This is a genomic window from Streptococcus infantis, from assembly GCF_021497965.1.
In the GTDB taxonomy this organism is placed as follows: domain Bacteria; phylum Bacillota; class Bacilli; order Lactobacillales; family Streptococcaceae; genus Streptococcus; species Streptococcus infantis_B.
In genome coordinates this window covers 760543-773094 of the sequence record NZ_CP046525.1, presented here as the reverse complement: position 1 = coordinate 773094, position 12552 = coordinate 760543, and the positions used below count along the sequence as shown (strand labels likewise).

The following is a 12552-nucleotide window of genomic DNA, read 5'->3' as shown; positions in this document are numbered from 1 at the left end:
ATAAAAATCATTGGTTTGTCAAATACTTAAGAGAAAACCTTTCTAGGTTTATAGAGATTTTCACGCTTTTCTAAAATAGCTAAAAGCTTCTCGCCTTCAAACGCAGCCAATTGTTTTTCTGGTTGTTCTAACTCAATAAAACGTCCAAAACGGACTTCTTCTGCCTGTTCAGGTGTAAGAAAAACTTTGACAAGGTCACCGGTTCCAATCTCAATTGGATGGAGAAAGTCCAATTCACCAGACTCTACTTTTGCAGTAATTTCTTCTAAAGTTAAGGCATCCTCCAGTTGCAAACCTGCAGCACTGGTCCGTGTTAAGTGAGACATATGAGCTGCATAACCAAGTTTCTCTCCCAAGTCGACTGACAAAGTACGGATGTAAGTTCCCTTACTGCATTTTACACGAAAAGTAAATCGTGCAAGATGCCCATCATAAGAAATCGGACTCGTTCTTTCAAAACTATAAATCGTCACCTGACGTTCAGGACGTTCCACTTCCTGACCAGCACGCGCATACTCATATAGCTTGCGTCCATTAACCTTGATAGCAGAGTACATCGGAGGGACTTGAGTGATAGGACCAGTCAAACTCGCAATGGCTTCATCTACAAGTTTTTCATCCAGTGGATTTAAAACAAGAGTCTCTGCAACTACTTCCCCACTAGCATCCTCGGTCGTCGTTGAATAGCCAAGAGTAATTTCCCCCTCATAGACCTTGCCCTCATCCTGCATAAACTCTACCATGCGAGTCGCCTTTCCCACAGCAATGGGTAAAACGCCCACTACATCCGGATCCAAGGTACCACCATGCCCAATCTTCTTAGTCCCTAAAATCTTACGCAGTTTAAAAACCGCATCATGCGAGGTCATCCCCGCTTCTTTCTTTAAGTTGATAATACCGTTCATTTATTAACTTTCTAAAAATACTAAAACTCTCTTTTGGAAATCCTTATTCTGTTCATAGAGTGCATGCCCACACCCTGGTAAAATAATCAGTTGGCTACCTTTGATATGCTGATGCAATCCAAGTGAACCATCTACGCCAAGAACATCATCTTTTTCTGCTCCAATGATTAACGTAGGACAGTTGATTTTTTCCAAAAAATCTAGACTATCATGCTTCAAACAAGATACAGCCTGAATATCGATACGTTGTTTATCTTTAATATGACCAAAGGTTCCCATTATTCGATAAAGGTATTTAAATTTTCCAAAGGATTTAGTCGTGTAAGAGTGATGAGCAATATCAATCATCAGATCCTTATAAGTTCCTGTTTGACTCAGGTTCAGCCAGCAACTAATTCTCTCCCTGCCTAGATTACTTAGTTTTGCAGTGGTTACAGATAAAATGAGCTTTTGAACCTTTTCAGGGAAATCCGCCACCAACCATTGGGCAATCATTCCACCTTGCGAAATCCCCATAACATAGGCACTGGTAATATTTAATACCTCCATTGCTTCTGCTATATCTACTGCCATATCCCGTGTCGTATAACCCTGCCTCAACTCATTGATTCGAGAAAAAACATAAATTTTGTAACGTTCGGCAAGTATACGGTATGTAATTGAAAGAGGTATAGCCATACCTTTAACCGTTTGTAGTCCATCGCCCAATCCTGGTATAATCACGAGATGTTGATTTCCTTTTCCAAATGTTACATAGTCCATGCTCTTTTCATTAAAATATAAGGTTTTCCCTTTTGTTGAAGACATTACTTCATTCCCTCTACCATATTTTTCATGATTTATTTATGTTGAGTTTTTAAATGCAAGGCAAAGCCGGCAGTCACTTTTTCAAATCCAACAGCCTGATAAAACTGATGTGCAGCATTTCGTTCAGCGGTTAATCCACTATTTAAAGCCAGTGCCTCAGCTCCTTCTTTTACTGCTTGTTTTTTCAATTCATCGATTAGCCTACTAGCAATTCCTTGTCGTCTTGTTTCTTTTGCAACTGACAAAGATAAAATACGATAGTAAGATCCATCTGCTTCAAAATAGAAGAGCTTTGCATAACCTAAGAAACCTAAAATTTCTCCGTTTCTTTCAGCTAAAAGACAGCCATAATGTGGCTGAGAAAGAATCAGTTCTAAACGTCGAGACAGCTTAGAAGCGGTCGTTGGATAGCCCAAGTCTTCGTATAAAGACAGTAGAGCTTCAGCATCTTTCATGGTTGCTTTTCGTATCTGCATAGGTTCCTCCTAGTCTTCCTTCAAGGCGTCAAACTTAGCCTTCATAGTTGGATTTTTACGGGTTAATTTTTTAACGGAAACATCGTCCAATTTATTATTAGCGAGGCGGAGTTGGTTTTCTGATGTAGTCAAGAATTTCTTGACTTCTTCCATACGCTTAATGGCTTTGTCTATTTCATCGATGGCCTTGCCAAAGTTGACTGAGGCTGAATTGTAGTTCTTAGCAAAGGCAATCTTGAAGGCGTCTAGGTCTTCTTCAAAGTGGGTAATGTCAATATTTTGCTCACGGATAAGTGCTAGTTCTTGCTTGTATTTTAGAGAGTTAAGAGCCGCATTGCGCAAGAGACCAATCAACTGGATAAAGAACTGAGGACGGACAACGTACATTTTCTCATACTCATGACTGACATCGACAATCCCAGTGTTGAAGTAGTCATTATCAGCCTCTAGCATACTTACCAAAACTGCATACTCACAGTTTTTCTCACGGCGGTCCTTGTCCAACTCCTTGTAGAAATCAGCATTCTTGTGCTTCTTCTCAGTTCCATCCGCTTCATTTTTCATCTCAAACATGATGGAAATAAATTCCAGCCCATTTTCATCAAAATCACGGAAGATGAAGTCTCCTTTAGAACCACGCGCTGAAATCTTGTTGTCCTTTTCAAAATAAGCATTTGGAAAGGCAAAACTACGAACCTTGTTAAACTCGCTCTCCGCATACTGTTCTAGACTCTCACCAATAGCTTTTGTAGATTGTTGTGCCTTAAAATTCTTGTAAAACTCAACTTGCTCACTAGCTGCCTTAAGCTGGGCTTCATAGTTTTGTTTCACCGAAGCAAGAGAAAGTTCGTTTTCTTTTTCTTGTAAAAGGAGCCGATTTTTGACCTGATCGCGTTCTTTTTCAAGATCAGAAAGAGTTTTTTGTAGTTGATTTTCATGCTCCAAGCGCAAGGTAGCCAATTGATTCTCAAGAGCTTGGACCTCTTTTTCTTTTTCCAACAGACTTTGGCTAGCACTTTGCTCCACTTCTTTTTTGGCCAATTCTTTTTCTGTATCGAAGTTTTGGATTTGACTTTGTAGCTGGGCAATTTCTTGATCCTTTTGAGCGAGTTTTGCCTGTTGTTCATTTAAAGCTTTTTGTTCCACCAACGTTAATTCTTGCTTGATTCGGGCATGTAACTCCTTGTCAAACTCTACAGTGCGAACTTGAGAAATTAGTTCTGCATATTGACTTTCATTAACAGTAAAAACTTCGCCACAATTTGGACATTTAATTTCGTTCATGATTTTCCTCTAAATTTAACATTACTACTTTCATTATAGCATGGAAAAACAAAAAGAAAAAGTTGGAATCAATCCAACTTTTAATCTACATATGTATCTTCGTTTTTGTTTAAGAAAGCGTAAGGTAATCCAATTAGTAAACCACCACCAATAAAGTTACCGATAAAGGTCACACCCCAGTGACGAAGGATATTTCCAATACCGAAGTTTGCAATTGAATCAGCAGCGACACTGAATTTCACAATCGCAAATGATGCAAAGTTTGCGGCGATGTGTTCGTTCGTTAAGAATACAAACATGTAAATGGCTGAAAGAACCAACCAAAGTTTAGCTCCACCATCTTTAACCAAAACAAATGATAGAATTGCGATATTTACAAAGATATTCGCTAAAATACCTTCAAGTAATACCAATTCATTCGAACGTGCCAACTTCATTTCTACAACGCCAGAAATAAAGCTATCATGTGTTAAGTTTGCGTAAGCTGCTGAGTGTGCGAATCCCCAACCAGCGATAAGCGCACCAATTAAGTTAAAGAAAGTACAATACAAGAGAATTTCAGCTGTTTTTCTCCAGCTAATTTTTTTCAAAAAGCTACCAGCTGTAAGGAACATCATATTAGATGTAACCAACTCAGCATTCAAGAAGACAATGTAGGCCAATCCCCATGCGAAAACAAATGGGAAAAGGAAGCGTCCGCTACCAGGAGTGATCTTATTGATCAAGTCAGCACCAACAGCTCCAGCTGCTGTACTGAAGGTAAGGAATGCACCTGCAAACATTGAACGGATAGCATACTTGAATTTGCTATTTGAATAAAGACTTTCTTTCTTTTTACAAGCAAATTCAATTTTTGAGATAAATTCTGATGAAACCATATAAACTCCTAAAACTTTTTATTTGTGAATATTATAACATAAAACTACATTTATGGGAAGCGTTTTCTTGAATCTAACAGGAGTATATTTCTAATCAAGATACTTAAAATAGACACAATACTTTAATTAAATAGAACCTCTTTCATCAATATTTCCGAAACGATTATAATTCATAATTTCTTCTGCAGTCAACCCTACCATCTCTGAAACCCACAAGCCGACAATATCAGACAAAACAGAATCGCAGACATATTCATTCTCACCATGACCATATTTACAAGTGAATAGAGGGGTTCTTATCGCTGATTGATAAAAATTGAAGGCTAACTCTTGCAGTTTTTCTGGCTGAAATTCAAGTCCCAACTCTTGTGCAAGTCCAGCTCTCACTTTATCCCACAATTCACCTTTTGACTGGTAGTTTTCTCGTGCTTTGTTAATAAATCCCTGACAGAATTTTGCCAACAAATGCTTGTTTTGATAGAGTAACCGACAGGAAAAGTCTGAGATAGAACCAGCATGAAGTAAGAAAGTAAGCAATTCATCAAGGCTTTCTGCTACCCGGCCAACTTGGCCTTCACTCCCTATAAAACCTATACTCTGATCCTCAAGAATTACATATTCTCCCCCACTACCGTCTTTAGCAAAGGCTATGGGCGAAAGAGAATAAACTTCATTGTTCTGAGAAAATTCAACCTCTTTCAACTGGTCATAAAAGAGAATATCGCATTCTTGCATCAATAAAATTCTTAGTTGTTTATCTTTTCTTATTACTTGTAGTTGATTCATATTAGCTACTCTCCTAGCTTTGACAACTGTCACAAGTGACAACAATCCAATTTTAGCAATCGACTCTTAATAATAATAATAGATTTTAATATGGCACTTCTTGGCCACATTGGCAAGATTTTTCAATAACTCCTCGTTTCTTTTGCTTTTTCCAAAATGAAAAGTAAAAGATTTTCCATCTTTCCTTGTAAAGTACAGATGATACCTGTCCCCATTCATTCTTCTCCCTCGAACGTAATCAATATCAATCTGTTTAATTTCAGCTAGAGGAACAATCCTTTTTCTAAAAAGAATAATCGTGTGAATGTATAATCTTCCCTTTGCAATATGAAAAGGATCCAACATACTCCCACCACTTTTTAAAGATGTCTTAACTCTTTGGAAAAAAAGATAGAAATAAAATAGTGCTAAAAAAATTAACAAAAATCTAATGACTTGATTTTTCCAAAGGACTTCAAAAACTGAAATACGATAACTATACATATTAAAATGATCCCTTTTTTCTTTATTATACCACTTTTGTTGAGCAACTAGTTTTATGGACAAAGAAAAAAACTGAACAAAGTTCAGCCCTTTTCATGAATATTTGATGTGATATCTTTATCTAGTCAAATCAATACGTTGACCAATTTTACCAATGATAATGGCACCGACAATTAGTGAAGCAAATTCTCCGATACCAGTAGTGAACCAAGTAAAGAAGAAAGGTGCTTCTGCTACGATATGCAATTCAGCAGCGATTGTTACCATTGAAATTGAAAATAGAATTGAAAAGAAGAAATGATCTTTACGAATCAATCCATTAAACAGATAGTCTTTACTGTATTTACTAAACAACAGAACTCCTAGACTTAGGAAGACAAGAGTTGATCCTCCACCGACTGCGACATCGATGAGTCCAAAACTGAAGAAATTAGCAATCATACATCCAAGAGTAACACCGATAATGTACTTAGGATTGTAAAAAGCTAGGAAGTTCATCATTTCAGAAATACGGAACTGATAAGCACCGTAGCTGATGGCATTGAGTGGTGGCGTAATTGTCAAAACCACATAAATAGCTGCTACAATGGCAATATCAGCCAAATCACGGACAGTTAGTTTTTTCATGTTTTCTCCTTTAGCGGCTATCCCGCGTCTAATATGCTTGGTGAAAGAAGCTAAGCACCAAGGGTTGAGCAAGTCAACTTTATAAGTATAGCACAATTATAGTCTTTATGCTATACTAATCTTATGAAAAGATACATAAAAAAATTCTTCGATAACGAAATTTTATCCTATTTATTTTTCGGTGTTGCTACTACCATAGTCTCAGTAGGAACACGCATGATCATATTTTTTATAACTAGACAAGAGTTGGTCGCTACAGCTTTAGGTAATATAACGGGTATTTTATTTGCCTTTTTTACCAACGATACCATTGTTTTTAAACAAAAACGAGCAAATTGGTTTAGACGACTTATCAAATTCTCAGGAGCTAGAGCTTTTACCTTCTTACTTGATATGGCTTTAACCTTTATCTTTGTTACTAAATTTCCTCATATTATCGGTCAATTTGTTGGTGATGACATCAACAGGGTTAACACCATAGAAATCGTTTTTGCACAGGTTACAATAGTCGTTCTAAACTACCTTTTCAGCAAGCTTTTTGTTTTTAAAAATCATTGAGCACTTTTCTTGCTTTGCCCACAAATTTACGATATAATGTTATGTGTAAAAATTTGATAAAATTTTGAAAGGAAAAAGATTATGTTAAAGGATCTTAAGGATTTCTTGCTCCGCGGTAACGTCGTAGACCTTGCTGTCGGTGTGATCATCGCTACTGCTTTTGGTGCTATCGTAACTTCATTCGTTAACGATATCATCACTCCACTACTATTGAACCCAGCTTTGAAAGCTGCGAAAGTTGACCGCATTGCTGAACTTTCATGGAACGGTGTTGCTTACGGTAACTTCTTGAGCGCTATCATCAACTTCGTAGTAGTTGGTACTGTTCTTTTCTTTGTAGTTAAAGGAATTGAGAAAGCTCAAAACCTTCGTAAGAAAGAAGAAGTTGAAGCAGCTCCAGCTGGTCCAACTGAATTGGAAGTTCTTCAAGAAATCAAAGCACTTCTTGAAAAAAACTAAGAATGTAAAAGGATTTAGATTTGTCTAAATCCTTTTTTTACTTTTATTTAGCATTATATTGGTCTTGAGTAAAACTCCTATTTTTGATATAATGATGAGAGTTTCCACCCTTAGTGTAATGGATATCACGTAAGATTCCGGTTCTTGAGATGGGGGTTCGATTCCCTCAGGGTGGATAGCTAGAATAAAAAAACAGCGTCAATCGCTGTTTTTTTTATACCTGATCGGATAACTCTTCCCACTCAAGCATTGCTTCTTCCTGTCGCTGGCTAATCTTATCCAGTTCTGCTTGTAATTGCATGAGTTCATCTGCATCATTGGTAGTCTGCATTTGGTCAGAAATATCTTGAGCTTTGGTTTCAAGTTCTTCGATTTCTGCCTCCAAGTTTTCAATTTTTCGCATCAGTTTCCGAAGTTCTTTTTGACTCTCTTTTTGAGCTTGATAATCATTAACTGGAGTTTCTTCGTTCTTATTGCTATCAACTAATGTTCCCTCTACTTTACTAGCTTCTAGCTCTGCTTTCTTTTCGACATAATAGTCATAATCACCAAGATAGAGGGTTGAGCCATTTTCAGATAATTCTAGAACATGAGTGGCTACTCGGTTGATAAAGTAACGGTCATGGCTGACAAAAAGTAAAGTCCCATCAAAGTCAATCAAAGCATTTTCCAAGACTTCCTTGCTATCGATGTCCAAGTGGTTTGTAGGCTCGTCGAGAATCAGGAAGTTATTGTTTTCCATAGAAAGTTTAGCTAAGAGCAAGCGAGCTTTCTCTCCACCTGAAAGCATACAAACTGATTTCTTAACATCGTCCCCTGAGAAAAGAAATGCACCTAAGCGATTACGGATTTCAACTTCTGGCGTCAATCTAAAATCATTCCATAGTTCATCTAAAACTGTATTGCTTGGTGTTAACTTACTTTGAGTTTGGTCATAGTAGCCAACTTCGACATTAGCGCCAAAACGCTTCTCACCCTTAATAAAAGGAATCTGATCAACAATAGACTTGATAAAGGTCGTCTTACCAATACCATTAGGACCTACAATCGCTACTGCATTCATCTTACGAAGATCGAGATTGATGGGCTCCGACAATACCTCACCATCATAGCCAATCGCAGCATTTTCAACAGTTAAAACAATATTGCCAGATGTTTTATCAGAGTGGAAGGTCATATTAGCTGATTTAGTTCCAGCTTTTGGCTTATCCAAGCGCTCCATTTTCTCCAGTTGTTTCCGTCGAGATTGCGCCCTTTTGGTTGTCGATGCTCGAACAAGATTCCGATTGACAAAGTCTTCTAAGGCAGCAATTTCCTTCTGTTGCTTTTCGTAGTTTTTGGCTTCAGTTGCGAGTTTTTGCTCCTTCTGCTCCACAAAGCTAGTGTAGTTTCCTACGTATCTGTCTAAGGAATGTTTGGTTAAGTCAAGTGTTATAGTTGCAACCTTATCGAGGAAATAACGGTCATGACTGACGATAATAAGGGCACCATTATAGTTTACGAGGTAATTTTCTAACCAGGCGATAGTTTCAATATCTAAGTGGTTGGTTGGCTCATCCAAAACCAAGAGATTCGGTTTTTCAAGGAGCATTTTTGCCAGTGCAAGACGAGTATTTTGACCACCAGAGAGCTCGGCAATCTTCATCTGCCACATCGATTCATCGAATTTAAATCCGTTTAAAATAGCCCGAATATCCGCTTCGTAGGTGAAACCTCCGGCCTGACGGAAGTTTTCTGACAAACGATCGTAGTCAGCCATTAGTTTTTCTAAATCCGCACCTGTCTTTTCACCCATCTCGAGCTCCATCTGACGAAGCTGTTTCTCAGTAGACCGTAAGTCATCAAAAACATGCAACATCTCGTCATAGATTGTGTTGTCTGATTCAAATCTACTATCCTGTGCTAAGTAAGAAAGGGAAATATCTTTTTTCTTATTAATCTCTCCAGAGGTTGGTTCTTTTTCTCCGACTAATATCTTTAATAGTGTAGACTTACCCGCTCCATTTTTCCCAACAAGACCGATACGATCTCTTTCATCTACTTGGAGGTTAATATTCTCAAAAAGAACCTCTCCTGCAAAAGAGCGTTCGATTTTATTTGCTTGTAAAATAATCATACAGTTAGTATAGCATGTTTCTTTAAGCCGTTCAAGGGTTGTTCTTAAGCTACATTTTACAACTTATCAGAAACTCATGCTAACGTTTTACTAAAACTTCATTTCATGGTATAATGAAGCCGATTAGAATATATAATAAAGGAGATTTCCTATGACTTATCAAGAAAATTACCAAAAATGGGTAAATTTTGCAGAACTTCCTGACTACCTTCGTCAAGATTTAGAAAATATGGATGAAAAAACAAAGGAAGACGCCTTCTATACTAATCTTGAATTTGGTACAGCTGGTATGCGCGGATTGATTGGTGCAGGTACAAACCGTATTAACATCTATGTTGTCCGTCAAGCAACTGAAGGTTTGGCTCGTTTGATTGAGTCAAAAGGGGGAAATGAAAAAGAACGTGGTGTAGCCATTGCTTACGATAGCCGTCACTTCTCTCCAGAATTTGCCTTTGAGTCTGCAGCAGTTCTTGCTAAACACAGTATTAAATCCTATGTCTTTGAAAGTCTTCGTCCAACTCCAGAACTTTCATTTGCTGTTCGTCACCTCAACTGTTTTGCAGGAATCATGATTACAGCTAGTCACAACCCAGCTCCATTTAATGGATACAAGGTTTATGGTGAAGATGGTGGTCAAATGCCTCCGCATGATGCAGATGCTTTGACAACTTATATTCGTGCTATCGAAAACCCATTTGCTGTTGAAGTTGCTGATGTAGAAGCTGAAAAAGCTTCTGGTTTGATTGAAGTTATTGGCGAAGCAGTCGATACCGAATACCTCAAAGAAGTTAAAGATGTAAACATCAACCCAGCCTTGATTGAAGAATTTGGTAAAGACATGAAGATTGTCTACACACCACTTCACGGTACTGGTGAAATGTTGGCTCGCCGTGCACTTGCACAAGCAGGATTTGACTCAGTTCAAGTCGTTGAAGCTCAAGCAACACCAGATCCAGACTTCTCTACTGTTAAATCACCAAACCCAGAAAATCAAGCAGCCTTTGCTCTCGCTGAAGAACTTGGTCGCCAAGTTGGCGCTGATGTTCTTGTTGCAACAGACCCTGACGCTGACCGTGTCGGTGTTGAAGTCCTTCAAAAAGATGGTAGCTACCTCAACCTTTCTGGTAACCAAATCGGTGCTATCATGGCTAAGTACATTTTAGAAGCCCACAAAAATGCTGGAACTCTTCCAGAAAACGCTGCTCTCTGCAAATCTATCGTTTCAACTGACTTGGTTACTAAGATTGCTGAAAGCTACGGCGCAACTATGTTCAACGTTTTGACTGGTTTCAAATTTATCGCTGAAAAAATCCAAGAATTCGAAGAAAAACACAATCACACTTACATGATGGGATTTGAAGAAAGCTTCGGTTACTTGATTAAACCATTCGTACGTGATAAAGATGCTATCCAAGCCGTTCTTGTAGTTGCTGAGCTTGCTGCCTACTACCGCTCTCGTGGTTTGACACTTGCAGATGGTATCGAAGAAATCTACAAAGAATACGGCTACTATGCTGAAAAGACTATTTCTGTTACCCTTTCAGGTGTTGATGGTGCTGAGCAGATCAAGGCAATTATGGCTAAATTCCGTGACAATGGTCCAAAAGAATTCAATAATACAGCAATTACTGTTGTTGAAGACTTTAAAGCTCAAACATCTACTGCTACAGATGGCACTGTAACAGCCTTGACAACTCCTCCAAGTGATGTCTTGAAATACACACTTGCGGATGGTTCTTGGATTGCTGTTCGTCCTTCAGGTACTGAACCAAAAATTAAATTCTATATTGCAGTGGTTGGTGAAAGCAATGAAGATTCACAAACCAAAATTGCAAACATTGAAGCTGAAATCAACGCTTTTGTAAAATAACAACTTAAAAAGATGAGATAGACCATCTCATCTTTTTTCGTATCAAATCTAAGCATTTTTAAAAACTTTATGGCATACTAGATTTATCAATGAAAGCGAGGTAAACTCATGGAACAATTCTTAGAAGATATTAAAGATCTTGAAGTTACAACTGTAGCGCGTGCTCAAGAAGCCCTTGATAACAAAGAAACTGCAACTTTCTTTGTTGGACGTAAAACTTGTCCTTACTGCCGTAAATTTGCCGGAACTTTGGCTGGTGTCGTTGCCGAAACAAAAGCACACATCTACTTCATCAACAGCGAAGAACCAAGCCAGCTCGATGCATTGCAAGACTTCCGCTCACGTTATGAAATCCCTACAGTACCTGGATTCGTACATGTTGCTAACGGAGAAATCAAGGTTCGTTGTGATTCTTCTATGTCTGCACAAGAAATCAAAGAATTTGCTGGTTTGTAAAAAGCATAATAAAAAGAAGGCATTTGCCTTCTTTTTTTATATATCTGTCAATGGTGTTGCGGTATCAGGAGACGTATCATAAACTTGAAAATCTACTCCTACACCGAGATCCGCTTGAGCTAGCTGATTGACCATGGTCATGTGGGCAAGCTCCTTGATATTGTTTTCCTTTGATAAATGTCCCAAGTAGATTTTTTTGGTACGATTACCAAGTGTACGTATCATTGCATCTGCACCATCTTCATTCGAAAGGTGACCGAGGTCAGAAAGAATCCGTTGTTTGAGTCGCCAAGCATAAGATCCAGCTCGCAAAATTTCTACATCATGATTTGACTCGATAAGGTAGCCATCTGCATTTTCAACGATACCAGCCATACGGTCACTGACATAACCTGTATCTGTCAGCATGACGAAACTCTTATCGTCCTTCATAAAACGATAGAATTGGGGAGCTGCCGCATCATGACTAACACCAAAACTCTCGATATCAATATCTCCAAATGTTTTGGTTTTTCCCATTTCAAAAATATGCTTTTGAGAAGAATCAACTTTACCTAAGTACTTACTATTTTCCATAGCTTGCCAAGTTTTCTCATTGGCATAGAGGTCCATGCCATATTTACGCGCTAAAACTCCAACACCATGTATGTGATCCGTGTGTTCATGCGTGATTAATATCGCATCCAAATCTTCTGGTTTACGATTGATTTCACCTAATAAACTTGTGATTTTTTTACCGGATAAGCCGGCATCCACTAAAATCTTTTTCTTAGGGGTTTCTAGATAGAAGGAATTCCCACTAGAACCCGATGCTAAAATACTATATTTAAAGCCTGTTTCACTCATT

The 12552-nt window shown here is 38.2% G+C and carries 14 protein-coding genes, 1 tRNA gene and 1 riboswitch; of the genes, 5 read left to right on the top strand and 10 right to left on the bottom strand.

The annotated features are described in order from the left end of the window. Positions 1-26: 26 nt before the first annotated feature. The 8 genes from truB to GOM46_RS03795 form a co-directional block, all read right to left on the bottom strand. Positions 27-905, bottom strand: coding sequence for a tRNA pseudouridine(55) synthase TruB (truB, locus tag GOM46_RS03830; RefSeq protein ID WP_235084100.1), 879 nt, complete (start codon positions 903-905; stop codon positions 27-29). Between the two features lie 3 nt (positions 906-908). Beyond that, positions 909-1712 carry an alpha/beta fold hydrolase gene (locus GOM46_RS03825; protein ID WP_006149744.1) on the bottom strand — a complete coding sequence of 268 codons (804 nt, stop codon included), beginning with the start codon at positions 1710-1712 and terminating at the stop codon, positions 909-911. A 32-nt stretch (positions 1713-1744) separates the two neighbouring features. Beyond that, the gene (locus GOM46_RS03820) at positions 1745-2188 is read right to left on the bottom strand and encodes a GNAT family N-acetyltransferase (protein WP_006149756.1); all 444 of its coding nucleotides are present in this window, start codon (positions 2186-2188) and stop codon (positions 1745-1747) included. Between the two features lie 9 nt (positions 2189-2197). Further along, positions 2198-3472, bottom strand: a complete 1275-nt coding sequence (locus GOM46_RS03815; protein ID WP_235084099.1) for a DUF2130 domain-containing protein — start codon at positions 3470-3472, stop codon at positions 2198-2200. 80 nt (positions 3473-3552) lie between these two features. Continuing rightward, the gene (locus GOM46_RS03810) at positions 3553-4350 is read right to left on the bottom strand and encodes a formate/nitrite transporter family protein (protein ID WP_235084098.1); all 798 of its coding nucleotides are present in this window, start codon (positions 4348-4350) and stop codon (positions 3553-3555) included. 126 nt (positions 4351-4476) lie between these two features. Next, positions 4477-5136 (bottom strand): hypothetical protein, encoded by a 660-nt coding sequence (locus tag GOM46_RS03805; protein ID WP_235084097.1) that lies wholly within the window; start codon positions 5134-5136, stop codon positions 4477-4479. Positions 5137-5202: 66 nt separating this feature from the next. Continuing rightward, a complete protein-coding gene (locus tag GOM46_RS03800; RefSeq protein WP_225750391.1) occupies positions 5203-5619 on the bottom strand; it encodes a hypothetical protein in 417 nt (138 codons plus the stop codon). A 117-nt stretch (positions 5620-5736) separates the two neighbouring features. Beyond that, the gene (locus tag GOM46_RS03795; protein ID WP_016465913.1) at positions 5737-6246 is read right to left on the bottom strand and encodes a QueT transporter family protein; all 510 of its coding nucleotides are present in this window, start codon (positions 6244-6246) and stop codon (positions 5737-5739) included. Continuing rightward, positions 6244-6341: riboswitch (PreQ1 riboswitch) on the bottom strand. (Overlaps the previous gene by 3 nt.) 28 nt (positions 6342-6369) lie before the next feature. On the opposite strand from GOM46_RS03795, the gene GOM46_RS03790 reads away from it, so the two are divergent. The 3 genes from GOM46_RS03790 (at position 6370) to GOM46_RS03780 (ending at position 7439) form a co-directional block, all read left to right on the top strand. Beyond that, positions 6370-6804 carry a GtrA family protein gene (locus GOM46_RS03790; protein ID WP_235084096.1) on the top strand — a complete coding sequence of 145 codons (435 nt, stop codon included), beginning with the start codon at positions 6370-6372 and terminating at the stop codon, positions 6802-6804. 81 nt (positions 6805-6885) lie between these two features. Then, positions 6886-7263 (top strand): large conductance mechanosensitive channel protein MscL, encoded by a 378-nt coding sequence (mscL, locus tag GOM46_RS03785; protein ID WP_178895090.1) that lies wholly within the window; start codon positions 6886-6888, stop codon positions 7261-7263. Between the two features lie 104 nt (positions 7264-7367). Further along, positions 7368-7439: transfer RNA gene (locus tag GOM46_RS03780), tRNA-Arg, on the top strand. A 38-nt stretch (positions 7440-7477) separates the two neighbouring features. Here the strand turns inward: GOM46_RS03780 and GOM46_RS03775 are convergent. Beyond that, complete coding sequence (locus GOM46_RS03775; protein ID WP_235084095.1) at positions 7478-9379, bottom strand: ABC-F family ATP-binding cassette domain-containing protein; 1902 nt, start codon at positions 9377-9379, stop codon at positions 7478-7480. 151 nt (positions 9380-9530) lie between these two features. Here GOM46_RS03775 and GOM46_RS03770 point away from each other — a divergent pair, with 151 nt between their 5' ends. Next, positions 9531-11249, top strand: a complete 1719-nt coding sequence (locus GOM46_RS03770; protein WP_006150600.1) for a phospho-sugar mutase — start codon at positions 9531-9533, stop codon at positions 11247-11249. A 108-nt stretch (positions 11250-11357) separates the two neighbouring features. Next, on the top strand, positions 11358-11705 hold the full coding sequence (locus GOM46_RS03765) for a thiol reductase thioredoxin (protein WP_006150616.1): 348 nt from the start codon (positions 11358-11360) through the stop codon (positions 11703-11705). A gap of 36 nt (positions 11706-11741) precedes the next feature. Here GOM46_RS03765 and GOM46_RS03760 read toward each other — a convergent pair whose 3' ends face one another. Continuing rightward, positions 11742-12551, bottom strand: coding sequence for an MBL fold metallo-hydrolase (locus GOM46_RS03760; RefSeq protein ID WP_006150622.1), 810 nt, complete (start codon positions 12549-12551; stop codon positions 11742-11744). Position 12552 lies beyond the last annotated feature (1 nt).